The following is a 20,563-nucleotide window of genomic DNA, read 5'->3' as shown; positions in this document are numbered from 1 at the left end:
ATGATACTCAAGCAACGATTGCCTTGAATGTGCGCAAAATAAGGAGTAAATCAACCCACAGCGTTCTCTGCGCGACGTAGCGCTCGCAAAGAGCCAGCTTAATGGGCATGACCTCACGTATATAAGCCAATTCAGGATCGTTTGCTCTTGCAAGTATTGTACTCTCATCCCGAAACTCTATTGATGCGAAATCAGTAATGCCAGGCGGGACAGAAAGGATGCGCTCTCTCTGCTTTTTGGAATAGAGGGCAACGTATCGTGGGACCTCTGGTCGCGGACCAACGAGACTCATTTCTCCTAGGATGACATTAAAAAGCTGTGGCAATTCGTCTAGCTTTGATTTGCGCAGGAATTCTCCCGAGCGGGTGATTCTGGGATCTTTCCCCACTGTAATTTGACGGCCTTTTCCCTCTGCATCTACCCACATGGTTCGGAACTTTAGTATCTGAAAAATCTTCCCTTTAAGCCCCACACGTTCTTGCCTGAACAACACCGGACCAGTAGAATCAAGCTTGATCCAGAAGGCTATCACAACGAAGATAGGCATAAGGACCAAAAGAGCCGGAAGGGCAAAGAATAAATCAAACAGCCTCTTGGCGATCACGTGAGAATACCCCGCACCGCATCGATTACCTTCTGTTGATCCGCTTCAGTCATTTTTGTAAAGAGAGGGAGACTGACAGATCGTCCGTATATTTCTTGAGCACAAGGAAAGTCTTCCGGCTTGAGTGCATATCGGTCTCGCCAGTAAGGATGGAGATGAAGCGGGATAAAGTGCACGCTGCAACCAATCCCGCGTTCAGCCATCAACTCGATGAAATGGTCTCTCTTTACCTTGGCGGATGGCTCCAGCCTGAGGACGTAAAGGTGCCACGCATGAGTGTCTCCAGCAGGAGCCTTTGGCGGCAACAGCACCGGGAGCCTTTCTAATGCCTTGTCATAATATTGCGCCATCTCCTGACGGCGCGCCTGGAACTGCCACGCCTTCTTAATCTGGTGCAACCCGATTGAGGCAGCAATATCAGTCATATTGTACTTAAAGCCTGGTGCCACAACCTCGTAGAACCACGCCGGCTTTTTTGATGTATAGCGATCGAAGGCGTCGCGGCTGATGCCATGCAGTCGCATAGTACGGCAACGCGCAGCGATCTCCGGGCTAGCGGTCACCACCATTCCACCCTCGCCAGTGGTGATCGTCTTGGTGGCGTAGAAGCTATAGACGGTGGCATCGCTATTCAGAGAGCCGATCAGTTTCCCATGGCAGGTGGCGGGAAGTGCATGTGCTGCATCTTCCACGACCTTTAACCCGTGCTTGCGTGCCAGCGCAAAGATGGAATCCATATCGCAGGAGAGACCCGAAAAATGCACAGGGATAATGGCGCGTGTGCGCGGCGTTATCGCACGCTCTACAGCAGCGGGATCAATATTCAATGTCAACGGATCGATATCGACAAGGACAGGATCAGCACCAAGATACCTGACGACTTCAGCAGTTGAGGTAAATGTATGAGTTGTGGTGATAACCTCGTCACCCGGACCGATGCCGATTGCCTCAAGCGCCAAGTGTAACCCGGCAGTAGCGGAGTTGACAGCAACAGCCTCTACATTTCCGCCGATAAAGGCAGCGAACTCCTGTTCGAAGCGTTTTGTCTTAGGCCCGGTTGTGAGCCAACCGGAACGAAGCGAATCAAGGACTTCAGCTATTTCTTCTTCCCCAATGTCCGGGAGTGCAAAAGGTAGAAAATCACTCATTCTCACCATCCTTTGCCACAGAGATCCAGTACTCGTTCATGCTACGTCCTTCCCGCGTTTGGTACTGACGCTCGAGCGTGAAGCCTAGCTTCTGATAAAAAATGTTAACGGCTTCATTACCATCTCGATCGGTGGTGAGAAAAACCCGATTGCAGCCGCGGTTGGCAGCCTCGAACAGGAATGCATTCACCAGTTTTTTGCCCGCCCCTGTTCCCTGCAGTTCGGGAAGGACCCCGATGGAGTAGAGCCCTGCCACGTGGTTGCCGACGGGGTTCCCCCCAGGGTGTAGAAAACCTCGTGCAACACGCCCGAGCACCGAGGGCTTCCGCAAGACCGCCCGAACCGAAGCAAGTGAGAAACTTAGCCAGTGTCGCCTGAGAAGCCTAGAATAGAAACCCCTAGGGTTCGAGGAGCCAACAACAAAACCGGCTGGAACTCCCGAGGCATTGAGGTAGCAAAATCCGATACCCTCGGGTGTTGAGCAAATGCCGTTATAGTACACGGCAAGAAATCGCGCTCCCAGAAATGACAGGAAAAATCCTGGGAAACTTGCTAGGTGGGTCTGCACAACGTCCGGAACGTGTTCCGGCCTGAGCGGAACCAATAAATTGTTCATGAGGCAGCTCCTTTGAGCACTGCTTCCATTCGCTTTACCCCTACCACAAAGCTGAGGTTTCGCTCGTAGTAGCTCCTGCCATTTCGCCCCATTTCCTCACGCGTCCTAGGGGTGAGACGATGCAGCTCGGTCACCGCATGCGCGATGCTAGCGGCATTTCCCGGCTCGCACGCAACCCCTCCTTTTGCCCGCGCTACGAGGTCGGCCGTTTCCCCTTTAACGGCAACAAGGATTGGGCGTCCGGCAGCAAGGTAAGCCTGTGTCTTTTGAGGGATTCCAATGCGGCAGAGCGGATCGTCCCGGAGGTGAATCAACAGCACCTGGGCCTTTTGAAGGATGCGGTCGATCTCTGAGACTGGCTGTCGTGGAATAAAAAGGACATTCTTAATCTTCTTTTGCTGACACAGGTTCTGAAGTCTTTCGGAATCTACACCGGCGCCCACCAAGATAAAAAGTACATCCGGATGGGAAACTTCCAGTATTTGGGCAGCCTCGAGAACGGCATCAAGGGCCTGGACCTTGCCAAGGTTACCGGCATAAATGACAGAAAAATGATCAGCAAGACCGAAACTATCGTTTCCGCACTTCTCATTGTCCATTGAAGCAGCTCTTTCGCCACACCAATTGTAAACGACTTCAATCTTATCGGGAGACACCCCACGTCCGGCAAGAGCACGCTGGTACCCTGGCGAAAGAACGACAATCTTTGAGGCGAACAGGTGCGTCAACTTGCACCACAAGTCAAGGATAAAGCTTAGCCTTGAAGTCACAAACATGCCTGAACTGGTGACGCTCTCAGGCCAGAGGTCCTGAACGTCCAAGACATATGGGATCTTGAATAGCAAGCGTAGCAGCATTGCCGGCATCGCCAAGGTGGCGGGTCCTTGATAGACATGCACTACGTCAGGCCGACGCACCAGCAACAGCCCAGGAAAACAAATGGTGATGGCAAGGCTCACATAACAAAGTATCCGCTTAAATCCGGAACTGCTGTGGTCGGCATAAAGAGGGACCCTGGTCACCCGAATCCCATCGAGCACCTCGCGCTGCCAGAATCGCTGCCGATAGCCAGAATAGATCCGCCCGCCTGGGTAATTTGGAAACCCAGTGAGAACCTCCACCTCATGCCCCAGGCGAGACAACTCCTTGGCAAATTCGAGTCCCTTAAGATGGTTAGGCTCCGGCTGAAACAGCTGAGTAATCATCAGAACGCGCATCTAGGGTTTTTTCCAAACGGTGCGGTTCACATAGTCAATATAGCTGATGATAACCCGGAGCACCTTGTCTGAGACGTTTGGCATGGTGTAGTCACAAACCGGTCGGAGCGTCCTCGCTTCGCCACGCCCCTGCCTCTCCAGAATAGCGAGTCCCTGAAACACCCGGTCGAGCGTCAGTCCGGTCATCATAACTGCCGCCTCCTCCATCCCCTCGGGACGTTCATGCGCCTCACGGATATTGAGGGCCGGGAAATTAAGGATGGAAGACTCCTCGGTGATGGTGCCACTGTCGGATAAGACGGCAAAAGCGTGTATCTGAAGATGGACGTAGTCCGAAAAACCAAGCGGCTTCAGAAGCTCCACCTTTTCGTGAAAGCAGAGCCCCTTTTCCTCTATGCGTTTCCGGGTACGGGGATGGGTTGAGACGATGATCCTCTTGCCGTAGCGTTCGGCGATGCCATTCAGGATCGCCGCGAGCTTTATGAGGTTAACTTCAGAATCGACATTCTCCTCCCGGTGCGCGCTCACCACGAAGTAATCACCACGGGAAAGCCCCAAGCGGACGAGCACGTCGGAGGCATCGATTTTCGGCAGGTAGGTGCTCAGCACCTCGAACATCGGGCTACCGGTTTTGATGATGCGGTCCGGCGGCAGTCCCTCGCGCAGCAAGTACTCTCTAGCAATAGAGCTGTAGGTGAGGTTAATGTCACTTATGTGATCAACGATCTTTCTGTTGGTCTCCTCAGGGACCCTCTGATCAAAGCATCGGTTGCCCGCCTCCATGTGGAAGATAGGGACTTTGCGACGCTTGGCGGGAATGGCTGCGAGACAGCTGTTGGTGTCCCCCAAAACGAGAAGCGCCTCAGGCTGCTCTTTCTCCAGCACCTGGTCCACTTTGATGATTAGTTGCCCGATGGTCTCGGCGGCGCTGGCACCGGCAGCCTCCAAAAAATGGTCCGGCCTCTTCACCCCCAGGTCGTGAAAAAAGATCTCATTCAGCTCGTAGTCGTAATTCTGCCCAGTATGCACCAGGATATGCTCAGCATGTTCATCTAGCTTAGCCATCACACGGGACAGACGTATGATCTCAGGCCGCGTGCCGACGACCGTCATCACTCTAATCTTTTTCATGTTTGCGCTCCACATTTTCAAAAATCGTGTCTGGATGTTCCGGGTCGAACAGTTCATTGCACCACATAACCGTCACCAGATCACCACTTCCGGTGTTGCTGATATTGTGCGTGTAACCGGTCGGAATATCGACCACTTCCAATTTAGCACCGCTTACCGGGTATTCTATGACGTCATCGCTCCCGACCTTCCTGAAACGGATGACCCCCTCTCCACTCACCACCAGAAATTTTTCATTCTTCGTGTGATGCCAGTGGTTCCCCTTCGTTATTCCGGGTCTTGAGATATTCACGGAGACCTGGCCGCGATCGGGAGTCCTTAGGAACTCGGTGAAGGACCCTCTATCGTCCACATTCATTTTGAGAGGATAGCTGAATTCACGAACGGGAAGATAGCTAAGGTAGGTGCTGTAGAGTTTCTTGACGAAAGGATCGTCGAGTTGGGGAACCCCCCTCTCCTGCCGCGTCCTTCGAAAGCTCCTGATCAACTCCGCGATGTCCCCGAGCTTAGCCGTATGCACAGGCTGAACGTCCCGAAAGGCGACGCTATCCGATGCAAGACGTCCGTCGATGGCGGCCACAAACGAGGCAACCACATCGTCGATGTAAACCAGATTCATCACCACTGACGGATCGTTGACCTGTATCGGAAGGTCATGGGCGATGTTGTGGCAAAACGTCGCCACGGCACTGTTGTAATTGGGGCGGCACCACTTACCGAACACGTTCGGGAGACGGTAAACGTACACGCAAACCCCGCAGTCACGACCGTAGGAGAACACCACCTCTTCCGCATCGCGTTTGCTCACCCCGTACGAGTTCCCATGGGCGGCCTGTATGGAGGAGGAAATGAGAAAGGGAGTCACTTTGCCATGTTCACGCAATATCGAGACGACACTCTCGGTGCAACCGGTGTTTCCCGTGGCAAACTCCTCGATGCTTTGAGGACGGTTCACCCCAGCCAGGTGACAGATGAAGTCGGCCTCGAGCACCAGCCTTTCCAGGGAGGCGGAGTCGCTGTCGATGTCGTAGCAAGATAACTCCAGGTCCTTGCGCTGCCCGAGAGTGAGGGAGAGGTTTTTCCCGATGAAACCGTTAGCGCCTGTTATCAGTACCTTCATCGCCGTCATAGCCCCAGTTCTTGTCTTATGTAGTCTAGTTTCAGCAGCTTTTCCTTGATTCCCGTGACCGTCAGACGTTGCGTGTTGTGGGAGTTATAATCCTCTATCTGCGAGATTTTTTCCTCTCCCTCGGTGAAGTACTTCCCGTAGTTTAGGTCACGTTCATCGGGGATGATCCGATAGTAGTCGCCCATATCCTCCGCTTTGGAGAGTTCCTCGCGCGTCAGCAGCGTTTCATAGAGCTTTTCGCCGTGCCGTGTCCCGATGATCTTGATCTGGTTCTTCGCGTCGAACAGTTCGCGTACAGCAACCGCGAGATCGTGGATGGTGGAGGCGGGCGCCTTCTGCACGAATATGTCGCCTTGGCGGGCGTTGCTGAAGGCATAAAGGACCAGGTCTACCGCATCGTCCAGAGACATGAGGAATCGCGTCATGTTGGGATCGGTTACCGTGAGTGGCAGCCCTTCACGTATCTGTTTCACGAACAGGGGAATTACCGAACCACGCGATGCCATGACGTTGCCGTAGCGCGTACCTGAGAACACGGTCTTTTCTTCATCGGAGGTGCGCGCCTTGGCGACCATCAATTTTTCCATCATAGCCTTCGATATCCCCATGGCATTTATGGGGTACACCGCCTTGTCAGTGCTGAGTGTGATGACCTTTTTGACGCCGCAAGCCAGAGCGGCGTTGAGCATGTTTTCCGTTCCCAGCACATTGGTGCGCACCGCTTCCATCGGGTAGAACTCACAGGACGGAACTTGTTTAAGCGCCGCGGCATGGAAGACGAAATCGACTCCGTCGAGCGCGGAATAGATGCTCTCATAACTGCGGACGTCGCCTATGTAAAATTTCAGTTTGGAGTTCTTCAGGTCGATGCGCATGTCCTCTTGCTTTTTCTCGTCGCGAGAAAAAACGCGGATCTCCTTGATGTCGGTGTGAAGAAACCGACGCAATACCGCATTACCGAAAGAACCTGTCCCACCAGTTATCAAAAGAGTTTTCCCTGAAAACACATCGTCCTCCATTTTGAATTAATCAGAAGAGCAGCGCTTGTTGTCGCGCTTGTTCTCGCTCAATAAAGAAGTGATCCAAAGGCCTGCTGGAATGTCGCAAGGTCAGCCTTGACCGTAGCCAGGTACCGTTCGCATCTCCGCCCATAAGCTTCGTAATACCCGGGGTCGTAAAAGCGACTCAATTCAGGTTCCATATCCGCGACCCTGTCCTGCTCGACGGAAATTCCGAGACCGTACTTGTCTACCATCTCACCGAGGAAGGTCCCCTTGTTCACGATGATGGGGCGGCGGTACAGGCAGGACTCGTACAGCCGGTTCGGCATCGTGCACCTCCCGTTAACGGTCTCGGAGCCAAAACACCCGACCACGAAATTGGCATCGAGATAGTGCTGCCGTTTCTGTTCGGGGGTGAATTGACCGAAGAATTTGACATTTCCCACACCTTCGCAGCGGCAGTATTGCTCCAAAGACGCCTCGCACTCGCCCTTCCCGATGTAACGCACCTCAAAGCCTTCAAGGCGCCGAACCTGGCTGATGAACTTCACATTCGCATCATAGTAGGAGATGGCGCCTATGTAGGACATGACCTTCTTGCTGAAATCGAATGGAAGTGGTGCCGCGCCGAGGTCCGTTTCAATCAGGTTGTGCGAAATGACGCGTTTACCGGACTTAGGCAGCCACTCAAGATATCCCGAGGAAGAGATGCACACCAGCATCGCCCTCTTGAAAAGGGCGCTTAACGCCAATCGGAACGGGAGAAAGCCTTCGTAGGTGTAATCCCGGACGTCGACGACGAAACGTTTATCGATCAGAAAGCCAAAAAGCAGCACCGCGATCTGCGCCGAAAAAACAACGTAGAGATCGTATCGGGCTCCGTGCAGCCGGTTCTTTAAAAAACGGCGATATCCCAGATAACCGGGAATGAGAGCGGCTTTTCGCGCCGTCCCCGGCCGGTGAAAGGCGATCGAATTCTCTTTCTCTTCATCAAGCCCGAATCTGTCCCAGTAAACGATGTCATAGGAAACACCGCTCGCCTGCAACACCTCCTCATAGCATCTGATAAAGGGCATGTACCTGAGACTGGAAGAACCTATAAGACAGACGTTCATGCTTGCCTCTCGTACCGCCTTTTCCCGGTTCCGCCATATGCCGCGCAATCCGAAAGTTCCTGAAGCAACCGCTCACGGATCGAAGGCGCACTATGGTTTTTGCTCGCGATCTCCTCACCGCGCCTCACCAACTCGCAAGAGATTTCCGGCGACGACACTAAGACCCGGATTGCCTCCGCCAATCGCAGGCTGTCGTCCTTATCTACCACGTACCCCCACCCCCCCCTGCGCGCATAGTCGACGGTGCCAATCTCGGGGGGGCCGACGATCAAAACGGGCCGCCTGCTCATCATGTAGAGGTGGGCCTTGGTGGATACCGAGAGCCGCGTGTAGGCACGAACGTCCTCATCGAAGGATTCCGGTAGAAACAGGATGTCCGCGCCCGTCAATGCCTTCGGAACTTCATGGTCCGACAGCGCTGGCAACACCCTCACCACCTCCAGGTCGCGCAACGCGGGTTCCGCCTCGACCGGGACCAGCGGCGCGTAAACGGTTACCTCTACGCGCAGCCCCTCGCTCCTCAGCATCCGTACAGCTTCTGCCAAGGTGACGAAAAGCTTCCACCTGTTCAAGGCGAGGCTCCCGGAATACACGATATTGACAGCCCCGTTTTCCTTTCGAACCTCATCCATGCGATAACGGGATGGATCGTCGCACTGCATCAGAACAGAGAAAGGGATACCGTAGCGGCGCTGGTATTCCTCCGCCATCAGATCACCGATGGCATAGAGCAGCCGGGAACGGGCGATCAATGCGCTGAAGTTCAACTTGGCGACATGCTGGATCAATGGAGCGATCAACGATGTTTCATACAGGTGCTCGATCCAGTCATCCACTATACTGAAGCAGATGGGAATGTCATACCGCTTGCTGATTTCAAGGCTTAACCTCATAAAGGAGATGTCGCAGCCTTGCACGAACAGAACTTCCGGACGAAAGGTTTCTATCCAGCCTGCAAGCCCGGTAGAAACGCGAGGGGTGAAGATGAGCTCCCACAGTCCGCTGCCTACGAGCGTCTTTCCGAGCGAGTGGACGGCACGCCGAAAGGGGCCGGTGCGCCGACTGCGAACTTCCGCTCGCATCGGCTGCGCCGAAGCGCCAAGAGAGGAATGCTTCAGCAGTTGGAAAAGCGAACCAAAGCGTCTCTCCTCCCGGCCGAGCTGGAAGTTGGTGCCACAGAAAGATTCCCCTTCAAAAAGGACGCCTGAATACAGTTGTGCCAGGTTCTCCTTCGGCCATTGCATGAACCAGTTGCGCAAGGAGGCGCCTGCACTGTCCCTGTCGTTGATGATGGACTTCGATATGATAAGCACATTCGGGAAACGCTTCTGCTTCAAACGCCTGGACCTCCTTTCATCTGTCGCATAACCTTTTGTATATCTCGATCTGATTGGCAATGATCCTCTGGGTGTCGTTACGAGCCAGGGCGACCGTGCGTGCCATGTTGGAGATGCTGCAGGCCAGTTCACGGTCCGATAAGATCCGCTCCAACTGGTATGCGCACATCGCCGTGTCGCCAGGAGCGAAAAAGAGCGCAGACTCCCCGTCACGTGCAAGACAGGAAGTACCGCCGGTATAAGTGACTACCGCCGGGACGCCGAGCATCATCGCCTCCGCGAGGGCGAGACAGTAACTCTCCACGTACGTAGGGAGAAGGATCGCGGAAGCCCTCCGCATTTCTCCAACGATCTCTCCCGCGGACAAGGCCCCGAGCCAGCGGACGTTTTCCTCAAGGCCCAGCCGGCGCACCTCCCCCTGCACCCATGCGATGTATCCGTCTCTACGCAGGCCTGCGCGCTGGTGCAAGCCGGCGATATGAAGCCTGACGTTCGGGAACCGCCGCTTCAAAAGCCCCAGGCTTCTCACCGCGACATGGAGGCCCTTGAAGGGAGAGGAATAGGCCGCTGAGCAGAAAATGACAGGGTCTCCGTGATACTCCCACTGCTCACCGGTGATAAAGGGAGGACGCAACACCCGGTCCGTCGTGAATACGGTACTGCCGGAATTCATGGCGAGAACCTGCGCCCGCATCCAACTCGATTGCGTGGAAATGAAATCGTGCCCTTGGATCATCTCACGCTCAAGCGTGGACCATCGCTCAAACCGCTTTCGCCCCTGCAAGATGGAGTTGCCCCGGACAATTTCCTTGAGCCCCACGCACCTTAGCTGTTCCAGAAGCGTAAGACCACCTCCATATACGCTCGATATGGAAAGGCTCAGCCCCTGCATTTCGAGAAGTGCGGGCCTGCGTATCATGCCGCGGCTGGTCAGCAACCCCCAGAAGGACTCGGTCCCCCAGACATGCACGAGATCGGGCGCGAATTCATCCACGGCCTTTACGATAGCGGCGACCGTCTCCCGAGGGGGAAGACCGTCCCCACCCGGGCGCAAGACCGCAGGCATGACCCATTGACTGACGGTGCCGAGATCCTGTCTGGAAGGTTCGCAGACGCCGCCCAACGATATGTTGCCAAGCTGCAGGCCGTCGGAGGCTGAAAGGCTCTGGGCCATCGCCTCGAGCCATGTCCCCGTGGTGCCGCTGTCCAGGGGACTGAGTACCTTGTTACTGAGCCAAAGAACTTTCATAAGATCTCATTTGTACGGAATTCGGCCTCGCATGGCTGTTCCAGGAAACTTTCACCCGGCTTCGTTCAACGGAAGACAACCCGTTTCGGTTGCCCAAGAGACCGTCACGACGACAGTCCAGAGAATGGCCGTATTAGCCTGCGAGTCGACCGACGCAAGGCATCCTCTAAGGAACTCCCGGTCAAAAAGGCTGCGTGCCGCTGCCGATTCGAGGCTCCAGCGGACCCGCTCGCGCAGTTCACTCCTAAGCCAATCCCCGATCGGGAGCTCGAAGCCGACCTTCGGGCGGTCGAGGAGCGCAGGAGGAAGCAGATCCCGCACCGCATCGACGAGTACCGACTTATGCCGGCCTTCACGGAGCTTTGCGCTGGGAGGCAAGGCGAGGGCGTGCTCCACCAGGAGGTGATCCAGCATCACAGGGCGGACCTCCAACCCGTGCCCCATGCTCACCACGTCGACGTCGCGCAACAGCGTGTCGGGAAGGTAACGGTTAAACTCGACCAATGTCGTCTGACTGATTGAATCCAGAGCAGCGTCGAGAAGCGGTTCTATGGCAGCCTCGACAAATCCCTTGGTGAACGAGCCCATCATGGCCGCGGTGACGCTGCCGGCGATGCGCGTATCGCAAAGAAGCCGCCTCATCCCGGCGTAGCGCGCCGCCCGGCTCTGGCCGCGAAGATCGGCCAGGCGGGTATAGTGGCTGGGGCGGAGTCTGTGCAACAGCCTCAGCAACGGGTCGAATCTCTTCGCGGGCGCGTTTTCCACAGTGGCAAACCGCGCGAAATGAGGGTATCCGCCAAAAATCTCATCGCCTCCCAGACCGGAGAGGGCGACCTTGACCTCCTTGCCGGCGGCACGGCTCACGAAATAGCTGTTGACCCCATCGTAGCTTGGCTGATCTATGGTCCGGATGAAATCATCGAACAGCTCGGAAAAGCCCTTCCCGTCTGCGATAATCTCATGATGCCTGCATCCTAGGAAGTCGGCAGCGATCCTCGCCCCATCCAGTTCATGCTTCAGGCCATTTGTTTCAGCGAACCCGACGGTGAAACTCCGCACCGGTTCCGCCATGTACCGGGACATGAGGGCGGTTATCGCAGTGGAATCAATGCCACCGCTAAGAAAACTCCCGACCGGCACATCGGAAACGAGATGGTACCGGCAGGCTTCCTCAAGCTTCGCCCTCGTGAGCGCGACCAACTCCTGGTAAGGCAGGGCGGACAGATGGGGACGAAGCTTGGCGGCCGCGCCTGCCGCGTCCCAGTAGCCGGATACCCGACGTTCGCCATTGGCGTCAAGGACCATGAAGGTGCCGGGTGCTACGGAGTGCACGCCTCGGACCATGGTGCGAGGATGCGAGACCGAACCGGTAGCAAGAAGATCGAAGAGCGCCAGAGGCTCCATGACCGGTTCCACCAAGCCCGAAGCAAGAACGGCCTTGATTTCCGAGCCAAAGACCAGTCCGCCCGGCACCTCCGCCCACAAAAGCGGCTTAATGCCGAGCCTGTCGCGCACCAAATATGCCCGACGCGCCTCGCGGTCCCAGAGAACGAAGGCGAACATACCCCGCAAGAGACCGAAACTGGCGGTTCCCCAGCGCTCGAAGGCGGCAAGGATCACTTCGGTGTCGGAATTGGAATGAAAGCAGCCCCCCAGCCCAAGTAACTGCTTGCGCAACTCCAGATAGTTGAATATCTCGCCATTGAAGACGATCCAGTACCGACCGTCTGCGGTCGTCATCGGCTGCCGTCCTGAATCCGACAGATCGATGATGGAAAGACGCGTGTGGCCGAGTGCGGCGCCTCCGCCCGGATCGGCCCAGATCCCGTCGGAATCGGGGCCTCTTCGAACCAAGGTTCGGGCCATTTTGCGAACGAGCTCAGCGTCGGCAGACTTCCCAATGATTCCCGCAACTCCGCACATAAAAATCCCGGTGACCTGAAGTGATGGTTATTGGTATCTGAAACGTCTCCACGAGTGGTACAGCAGCGCCTTCACCGCTACCAGCAGCGACTGAAACGGCTTCGGATTGTGAACCATGTCATACTTGATCGCTTTTTGGGCAAGACACTGGAAGTCTTCCTGTTCGTGAAACGGCACCTTGGCCACCGTCTCCAGCCAATCAGGCAGAAAAGAGGCGTTTTTCTCCCAGCAGAGGTCACGTTCAGCAAGCTCGCGTGCCAGACGCCCCTGTCGGGTGACCTCATCGGGGTGGTCGACGTAAAAGGCGAAGGCCTCTACGAGCCGGTCGAGGCTGCAGATGGACTCCGGCCAGTAGTAGCCATCGGGACGGGCACGAAATTCCATGACGTCGACGAGCATACCGTTGTCGCCCTGCCTGACGAATTCGTTCATCGGCTGGCAGTCCGTGGTGATCGCGGGGAGCCCGGAACTCAAGGCTTCCGGAAGGGTGAGCCCGATCCCATCGAGCCTGGAGGGATAGACGTACACGTCACCGAGTGCATAGGGAACGGGGTTAAAGGTGCCGACAAGGAATTCGATGCGCCTATCCCTTTCCGCCACCCTGCGCCATTCGTCCGGGCACTGATCCAACGGGACTTGACTCAGCACAACCAGGCGGCAATCGCCGGCGACCTTCGCGAAGGCCTCCAACGCCATGCCGGTCCCGCGTCTGTCCATCCAGGGCTGAGCTTTGGCATAAGCGCCGGAGAGGCCGGAGCTTATGATGAAGGTCAGGGGCCGCTGCGCTTGGGCGGGCCCTGGTTTATATACCGAGGTGTCAGTACCCCAGGGACAGTAGCATGGCTGGGAATGGCACTTGAACACTTCGAAATGCCTTCTCGTGTTGCAGATCACGAAATGGTACAGGTCAAAAAACGGGACGGTGTCGGCCGTGTAGTAGTCTATGTAACCGCCGACCAGCAGTCCCAGTTTTCGAGCCAGCACGACACCTTCCCAGTGCCGTTGTTCGTTGAAGATGACAGCCTCGATGCCGTGCCGCTTCGCCCAGCCGGTAAAATGAGCGGCGTGCACCCCCGTGGTGCTTGGATGGTATGGAGCCCGCGTCACGGTGGGGAGGTTCCATATCCTGTCATCGGTGTCGGCTACGCTGCCACGCGCATAGATGAAGACTTCGTGCCTCTGCTGCAGGATGCGCTCGTAGGCTTTTGACACATGCCCCGCGCCCCCCTCGCACCAGGAGGTGATCAGACCTATCCGCATGCCGCCCCCCCCGACTTTGGCCGGAAGCGGCGATAGATGCGAGCCGCTTTCCGCACGAGCCTTACGCCCAGAGGCAGACTGCACACCGCCTTTACCAAACGATCATCATACTGACGGTCGGCGTAAACGAAGTCGCAGTGTTTCAAGGGGAAAGACATCGGGCGCACCTTCACGTTGTAGCGTTCAAAACCGGCTGCGGAAGTGGAATGGGTGCCGCATCCAAAACCGAGGTTTTTCACGAGGTTCACGGACGGCACCACGGAGATGCCTGAGTGCGCGGCCATGGCAAAATGCCACTGATAGTCCCACGTATCGATGCTGCCGCCGTAGACTAGGTCGAATACTTCAACACGCTCCTTGTAGAACGGAAATTGGCGGTGCAACCCCATCGCCTTGAAACGGGGCCAATCCGTCATCTTCAGGTCGAACTTCTGCCAAGCGCGCCTCCAGGTGGCCCACCCCCACTGCCAGCCGAAATTGCTGAACAGGTAGTCACAAGAATGGTCGCAGGATTCCCCGAGAAAGTTGAAGCCGGCAATCTGCATGACCTTGGTATCGTGCCGGTAACGCTCCAACATCTCGGCACAGAACGAGAAGAAAGTCGTATCGGGAAGGCAGTCGTCCTCGAGAATGATCCCCTCTTCCGCCTCTGACAAAAACCAGGTGATCGCATCGCTGACCGCGCGCCCGCAACCGAGATTGGTTTGCCTGAAGTTGGTGCGAACGGTGCACCAGTCGATGTCTTCGATCAATCTTCGAACCGCCTGCACTTTTGCCGCGTCGTCCGGCTTGTCGAGCCTAGGACCATCGCAGGCGACGTAAAGCGACGACGTCCCGGCCTTCTTTATGGCCTCCAACATCAGTTCGGTTTGCTCTGGCCTGTTGAAGACGAGCAACAATACAGCGGGTGATTTCCCAGATACGGCTAATGACATAAAAGATGTACCTCGTTGTGATGCAAGACTACATAAGTCTGTTCAGAAAGGGCTTACCGCTGTAACACTCGAAGCGACCGTCGATGTGGATCACCGAGCTGGGAATCGTGAATACAAGCACATAGCCCTTGTTCACCCTACAAGCGTGGATGTCGAGCTTCTCTATCTGCTCGACAGAGGTCGTCTCCATTTCTCAAGAATCCCTTTAAGCCCGGAAACGCCGCGTCATAAAAGGCTTTAGCTATGCTCAGGAAACTTATATCTGAACTCCGATTATCACCAGTAACACCCACCTTCGATAATGTTGGTATTTTGAGGTGTGTCTTCTGGAAGGGGTCTTATCCAATGTTCATTGTAGTACCGGTTGTATTCCGGCATCTTGTCCCAGCGCCCTCCCCGGATGCCAAACAGGATCTGCGTACCGCCACCCAGGTGAATCCCTTGACGCCCCAGATTTCTGGCATGTACCACCAACGGGAGAGAATAGGCACCGCACCCGACCAAAGCTATATCGAAGTCGCGGGAAGACATTTCCAGCTGCAGTGCATCAAGCACAGCAAACCAGTCCGTGTACACCGGCGGGACCAGCGCGGGCGAAAGCGGTACCGGGAGTACGTCCAATTCGAAATCAGGCAAAACGCGATCGGCATGCTCTCCCCAAATGAGCCTCCGCCTCGGGTATTGCCGCAATATGGTGCCGCAAAAAGGATGAACGACCAGGACCTTTTTCCCGGCGAGAGCCTTGGTCCACGCGTCCTGCCAAAGAAAGGGGGCCAGACTCCCCATGCCTAGCAGTTTCGCCTCAGGGCAGTACTTTTTCACGATGCGCGCTTCACCGAAATTGAACCACACCACCGTGTGGGACATGTGCGGCAGCACCTTCTCGGTCATGAGCCGCGCGTATCGCTCCAGGGTGGGGTACTCGTTAGGGAAAACACCGGCATTGGTGAACAGGATCTGCCGATTTACCGCTGTGAGGTCCGCAGCGGAAGGACTATCCCTGTACATCAGGTATTTTTTCAGCGCGAACATTTCCACCGATCCCAATTTGCCGACGGCGATCGGTTCGCTGGAAAGCAGGGCGTCCCTGATGCTGTGATTGCAGGCCTCAGGGCGCCACACCATGGGATCGAGATACCTGCACGCCTCCAAAAGACGCAAGGTCTTCCCGACAACCGGCCGATTGACCAAGGGCCGCATCGCTCTTTTAATCGCTTCTACATGCGTCCATACGTTGTTGAATCTCATCCGGTTCCCTAAGCTTCCGTCTGTGAGGTTTGAGCCGGCATCGCTGCTTCGGCGACTACCGGGTATCTGGAGACGCGGTAAAGGCTCGTATATACGGCCACCAGCCTGACGACCCGGCCAACCAGGGAGGCGGCCACCACACCGTTTAGGCCAAAGCCGAGATTGATCGCAGCCAAAGCGAGCAGGGCGAAGGAACCCAACCCCGCATAAACGGCGACATTCTGGTGCAAAATCTTACCCATGGCCACGAGGATGGCGTAAGGCGTATCCAATACGATCAGGGGCAACATAAGCAACATGAGGGACATGGTCGGTATCGCAGCAATGTATTTCGGCATCACGACCGGAACGAGGAAACGCAGCGCCAATGAGCCTACAACGGCCAGGGCAATCATGGCCGGGACACCGAAAGCCAGAGGCTTTTTGCACAAGCGAAGGCAAGCCGCCACGTCCGAGGTCCTTCCCAACGTTTCGGTAAGGCGCGGCACATACACCGCGGTTACCGCCTGGGGCACCTTGTTGGCCGCTTCAAGAACCATGAACCCCATGGACCAAAGCCCCAGGGCGCCCGCACCGAGGAACCTCAGGACGAGGGAGGTTTCGACGACCGACCATAGTGTGGCCGCCCCGTAAGAAGCGACAAAGATGGGGATGCCCCCTTTTACCAGCTCGAACCACTCTCCCCACGCGAACCTCAATTTGAGTCGCAGCGGACGACGCGCATGGAGATAAAGGATGTTGACCAGGCTGGAAATGCCGCTTCGCACAGCCATCGCGAAGTACGGCCAAAGCAGGAAGAGCGGAAGGACCAGCACCGACGCGATGCTCGAATAGACCCCTCCCTTGGCTAAGGACGTGAAATCGTGGCCGGAGCGATATGTCGCGCTCATATAGCCGCCGTAGATGAATCCGACCATGGCCAGCGCCTGCACCAACCACCCCAGCATGGCGCGCTCATTGCCGCGCCAAAGAGACACCGCGGCCATGAGCACGAACGCACCAGAGACGACGACGGTAACGCCCGCCATCCAGGCCTGGCAAATTTCCGCGATGGAGCGGGCCCGGTTGTCATCGCCCTTACCGACGTAGTAGGGATACAGCCTCTGCATGGCGTCCAGTAAACCAAGATGAAAAAAGAAGGCGTATCCGGTCGCAATGGTGAAGCCGCGGAAGTAACCAAGATCCGCGGGTGACACGTACCGCGCCTGTACGAGCGAACCCAAGACGCCGATCAGCGTAGCGAGGAAGTTGCCTCCGGCCAGCGCTGATATGACGCGCAGCGTGTTGGACTCGAACGCTCTTTTCGAAAACGCCTTCATCACGGGCATAGCGACCGGAATATGTTGCGTGCCGTCGCGAACCAGTTGCGGCGGCGGCGAGGCGGTTTCCAGCCATAAGGCATGACTCCCCTTGCCGAGAGATCGATCTCGATCCCTTCCTTTTCGAATAATTCCGGCGTTTGCGGTAGCCACAGTCCCTTGCTCACCCCCTGGGTCGACGGGCAGTAGTCGAGAATGGGGAGTTTGCCGTCTATGGTAGCGAGGGCGTAAAAATCGTCAGGATACCTACGCCCGCGCAAGGAGCCCCAACGTTCGAAATACCAAGGTGACTCGTGATCCCTCAGAAAATGCAGTAGTCGGTCACGGCGCCACAAGCCCGCCTGCAGGCTGAACAGATATGGCGACCTCTTGTCCCTTTTCAAGAGCCAGGGATACTCGGCAACGGGAGTATAAGGAAGAGGACAGGTGAAAAGCTGTATGTTGGCTATCTTTTGGTCCTGTTCCAAATAAGAAAGGCAGACGTCGAACCGATCGGCATTGACTCGGCTGCGCAAATAGAAGTCGTCGAGATAAATCAGCACGACTTCGGCGTCTACGACCTCTTGCAGGGTGCGCCGAAGCCTCTTCGACCACGGAACGGAGGCTGGGGACGGGTGGTCCTTGTACAACTGGGGCGAGACGATATCGAATCCCTCATGTTGATACGAGGCAGTCTCCGTATTCAGCACGATGGGGATATTCTTTAGCTCGGGCCAGTACCTCTCAAAAAGGGTAAAAAGAGGGTGCCAGGCATCGCTGTACGCATCGCAAGTACAAATGACCATCGAGAATCTGGTGTCCGACATTATATGTTCCCCTCATCAGGCAAGTGACGGCGCGGGTGCACCGCTCGCGACACAGGGCGGGCCAAAAGCAGTACGTACGCCGGTTGCCAGCCGTCCCAGTACGGATTGACGACGCCTCCGACCACCAGCAAAAGCACCGAGGTGAAGCAGAGCATGGTTTCCCATGACCTCTCGCTCGCAAAGCGCCGCCAGGACACCGCGAGCAGAAAAAAGATGGTGAAGCAATACGCCATCCCTCCCCCCAGCATGCCATATCCGCCAAGGTAATCGAAAATTGAGGAATGACCTCCCAGATAGGTGCTATTCCTGACGCCCCCCCTGGCCCGGCCGAAAAGCGGCGCTTCTAAAAAACTGTTGATGGAAATGCCAGAGAGCATCCATCTCGAACCTTCCTCGGCATCACGGCCGCGATAGCCGCCGGATTTCGGATCGTCCACCACGTTGGATAACTTGTAATATGCGTTACCCAAAAGAGGGTTGTCGCGAGTGGCGATATATCCCGCGATGGAGGCCATCGATAAAAAGGCGGCAAAAAAAATTGCCACCACATAGCTCTTACGCGTGATCGGGAAAAAGAGCGAGACGAGGACGACGACAAGCACGGCGAGAAAGAGCAAACCGACGGGGGTCGCGAAGGTGCAGATAGCTAGTGAAACGGCTATCGTTACGCAGCAGGCAAGCAAAAGAACCTTGAGAAGCCCCGTTTGTTTGAAGGCGCGCCAGACAAGAGTAGGGAACACCATCGCCACCAGAGCAAATCCAGCCTGGTCCCCGTAGACCCAAGCGCCATGTGTCTCCAACAAGGTGGTCCTGAACGCAACGACATCAGTAACAATGGCGTGAATCAAGAAGGCTGATTGAATCGCGATGCCCGTGAGAAACATGATCTGGAAATGGCGATAGCATCGTTCGTCGTAAAGAAACCCGACGGCGAAAGCGGAAGCGAGGAACAAAACGACGGGGCTCATTACCAGACGCCAGTCGGCCAGACCGTCCCCGTAGTAGTAGACTTTTGCGCACAGGCCGACGAAGTACCAGAGCAGGGCCAGGAAAAACCACTTGAACCGGCAGAGCCCGTCTTTGAACCTTTCAAAGAAGGGAAGCCAAGCCCCCTCGGCGAAGCCAAGGACGCCTGCCGCGGTAAGAAAGGCGAACAAACCTGCCACCCCCCTCAGATAAAAAGCGAGAGCCGGCGTCGCGAAACAGACGAACGCAAGTGCGGACAGTCTAAACATGAAGGTCTTGCTCAATATCATGCGTCATTGTCCATTAGATAGAGCCTTTGCGGTTGATGCCGCCTCATAATTCCGGGAAAAACCGTTTCAAATAGCCGGGCAGAAGAGATCTCATACGGGTTTTGTCCGCTTCCGGCATCCTGGCGATGCCTTCCCGCATGAACGCCACGAAGAGGCCCAGCAACAGGGACAGAAAAGCCGCGACCTTCACCATTTTCGCCCTGGCCGGTGCGACCTTCGCTTCCGGCACCTTCGCGTTTTGCAGAATATTGAAAGATTTGACCGATTTCGATTCCGCCAGCTTGGCCATCTCGTACTGCTTGGTTAAGACCTCGACCAAGGTTTCTTGAATCTTGAACTGCCTGGTGAGGCGTATGTAATCCTGCGCCAGGGCAGGAACGGCCCCGATAGAGGGGATCGAGCTACCGCCGCCGTTTCCTTCCAGCTTTCCTATTTGCTGTTTCATGCTTTCGATGGAGGCCTTGACCATCTTGACTTCCGGGCTCGCCTCGGTGAATCTTTGCCTTGTTGACGCCAGCTCTACCTCTTTGATGGCGATTTGACCGTTCAGCATGGAAATTTCGCCGATCGATACTTGGGCCTGCTCGGGCAAGGCGATGGTCTTGTTCTTGCGCTGAAAAGCAGCGAGGGCATTTTCGGCTTGAGCGAGATCGACCTTCGCGGACGCGAGCCTTCCTTCGAGAAAACTCCGGTTGGCGCCGCTACTTTTGACGCTCAAATCCGCGGTGAGTTTCGCCAGCTCATCCAAAAGTGCATTCGTTATATCCGCGGCCCGTTTAGGGTCGGTATCCTTCACCGTTATGGAAACGACTCCGTCCTTTTTGCCGACCACAGCCTCCATCGCCTTATCAAAATGTTCGTAAAGGTTGTAGCGATATTTCTTCTTGAACTGCTGCATCAGGTGAAGACGGTCGATCACGCCATCCAGTACCGTCTCGCTATGCAGCATCGTGACGTACAGATCACCGGTGGTAGGCGCTCCAACGGATGCGCCCGCCAGAGTCGCCAGCCCGCCCAACTGCGACAACATGGAAGACATCAAGTTCTTGTCTTCCTGTACAGGAATGATCATGGCTTTGCACTGATACACGTTAGACTGCGTCAAACTGTACGCCGCCGTTCCAAAAGCACCCACCAGCGTTATTACCGCTATCATCTTAAAGCGTTGCAACACAATCTGAACGCAATCAAGGAAACCGAACATCCTGCTGTTTTCGGTATGGGTCAGTCGTTCCTCAGAAGATAAAGACATTCACGCCCTCGTGCCTA

At 55.9% G+C, this 20,563-nt stretch carries 17 protein-coding genes; all 17 read right to left on the bottom strand.

The window, feature by feature from the left end; translation table 11 throughout:
- Positions 1 to 7 precede the first annotated feature (7 nt).
- Positions 8 to 604, bottom strand: a complete 597-nt coding sequence (locus D6Z24_RS16855) for a sugar transferase (protein ID WP_198419573.1) — start codon at positions 602 to 604, stop codon at positions 8 to 10.
- Positions 601 to 1,752 (bottom strand): DegT/DnrJ/EryC1/StrS family aminotransferase, encoded by a 1,152-nt coding sequence (locus D6Z24_RS16850; RefSeq protein ID WP_129127766.1) that lies wholly within the window; start codon positions 1,750 to 1,752, stop codon positions 601 to 603. The genes D6Z24_RS16855 and D6Z24_RS16850 overlap by 4 nt, the downstream gene beginning before the upstream one ends.
- Positions 1,745 to 2,368: a GNAT family N-acetyltransferase gene (locus tag D6Z24_RS16845; RefSeq protein ID WP_129127765.1), complete on the bottom strand. Its 624-nt coding sequence runs from the start codon at positions 2,366 to 2,368 to the stop codon at positions 1,745 to 1,747. Before D6Z24_RS16845 ends, D6Z24_RS16850 begins: the two co-directional genes overlap by 8 nt.
- Positions 2,365 to 3,585: a glycosyltransferase family 4 protein gene (locus tag D6Z24_RS16840; RefSeq protein ID WP_129127764.1), complete on the bottom strand. Its 1,221-nt coding sequence runs from the start codon at positions 3,583 to 3,585 to the stop codon at positions 2,365 to 2,367. Before D6Z24_RS16840 ends, D6Z24_RS16845 begins: the two co-directional genes overlap by 4 nt.
- On the bottom strand, positions 3,586 to 4,716 hold the full coding sequence (gene wecB / locus D6Z24_RS16835; protein ID WP_129127763.1) for a non-hydrolyzing UDP-N-acetylglucosamine 2-epimerase: 1,131 nt from the start codon (positions 4,714 to 4,716) through the stop codon (positions 3,586 to 3,588).
- Positions 4,703 to 5,845 carry a polysaccharide biosynthesis C-terminal domain-containing protein gene (locus D6Z24_RS16830; protein ID WP_281275043.1) on the bottom strand — a complete coding sequence of 381 codons (1,143 nt, stop codon included), beginning with the start codon at positions 5,843 to 5,845 and terminating at the stop codon, positions 4,703 to 4,705. The genes wecB and D6Z24_RS16830 overlap by 14 nt, the downstream gene beginning before the upstream one ends.
- Positions 5,842 to 6,852, bottom strand: coding sequence for a polysaccharide biosynthesis protein (locus D6Z24_RS16825; protein WP_129127762.1), 1,011 nt, complete (start codon positions 6,850 to 6,852; stop codon positions 5,842 to 5,844). Before D6Z24_RS16825 ends, D6Z24_RS16830 begins: the two co-directional genes overlap by 4 nt.
- 59 nt (positions 6,853 to 6,911) lie before the next feature.
- Positions 6,912 to 7,961: a glycosyltransferase family protein gene (locus tag D6Z24_RS16820; RefSeq protein WP_129127761.1), complete on the bottom strand. Its 1,050-nt coding sequence runs from the start codon at positions 7,959 to 7,961 to the stop codon at positions 6,912 to 6,914.
- Entirely contained in the window at positions 7,958 to 9,298 is a 1,341-nt protein-coding gene (locus tag D6Z24_RS16815) for a glycosyltransferase family protein (RefSeq protein ID WP_129127760.1), read from the bottom strand. The genes D6Z24_RS16820 and D6Z24_RS16815 overlap by 4 nt, the downstream gene beginning before the upstream one ends.
- Positions 9,299 to 9,314: 16 nt before the next feature.
- Complete coding sequence (locus tag D6Z24_RS16810) at positions 9,315 to 10,547, bottom strand: glycosyltransferase family 4 protein (RefSeq protein WP_129127759.1); 1,233 nt, start codon at positions 10,545 to 10,547, stop codon at positions 9,315 to 9,317.
- 51 nt (positions 10,548 to 10,598) lie between these two features.
- Entirely contained in the window at positions 10,599 to 12,470 is a 1,872-nt protein-coding gene (gene asnB / locus D6Z24_RS16805; protein WP_129127758.1) for an asparagine synthase (glutamine-hydrolyzing), read from the bottom strand.
- Positions 12,471 to 12,497: 27 nt separating this feature from the next.
- Positions 12,498 to 13,730, bottom strand: coding sequence for a glycosyltransferase (locus D6Z24_RS16800; RefSeq protein WP_129127757.1), 1,233 nt, complete (start codon positions 13,728 to 13,730; stop codon positions 12,498 to 12,500).
- Positions 13,721 to 14,665, bottom strand: a complete 945-nt coding sequence (locus tag D6Z24_RS16795; protein WP_129127756.1) for a hypothetical protein — start codon at positions 14,663 to 14,665, stop codon at positions 13,721 to 13,723. The genes D6Z24_RS16800 and D6Z24_RS16795 overlap by 10 nt, the downstream gene beginning before the upstream one ends.
- 276 nt (positions 14,666 to 14,941) lie before the next feature.
- Positions 14,942 to 15,913, bottom strand: a complete 972-nt coding sequence (locus tag D6Z24_RS16790) for a hypothetical protein (RefSeq protein WP_129127755.1) — start codon at positions 15,911 to 15,913, stop codon at positions 14,942 to 14,944.
- Positions 15,914 to 15,921: 8 nt separating this feature from the next.
- On the bottom strand, positions 15,922 to 17,385 hold the full coding sequence (locus D6Z24_RS16785; protein WP_129127754.1) for an MATE family efflux transporter: 1,464 nt from the start codon (positions 17,383 to 17,385) through the stop codon (positions 15,922 to 15,924).
- A 652-nt stretch (positions 17,386 to 18,037) separates the two neighbouring features.
- On the bottom strand, positions 18,038 to 19,294 hold the full coding sequence (locus tag D6Z24_RS16780) for a hypothetical protein (RefSeq protein ID WP_129127753.1): 1,257 nt from the start codon (positions 19,292 to 19,294) through the stop codon (positions 18,038 to 18,040).
- A 43-nt stretch (positions 19,295 to 19,337) separates the two neighbouring features.
- The gene (locus D6Z24_RS16775) at positions 19,338 to 20,546 is read right to left on the bottom strand and encodes a GumC family protein (protein WP_129127752.1); all 1,209 of its coding nucleotides are present in this window, start codon (positions 20,544 to 20,546) and stop codon (positions 19,338 to 19,340) included.
- Positions 20,547 to 20,563 lie beyond the last annotated feature (17 nt).

It is taken from the genome of Geomonas oryzae, from assembly GCF_004117875.1.
GTDB lineage: Bacteria > Desulfobacterota > Desulfuromonadia > Geobacterales > Geobacteraceae > Geomonas > Geomonas oryzae.
Note: the sequence above shows the minus strand (reverse complement) of the source record. Positions and strands in the feature narration are given on the sequence as shown.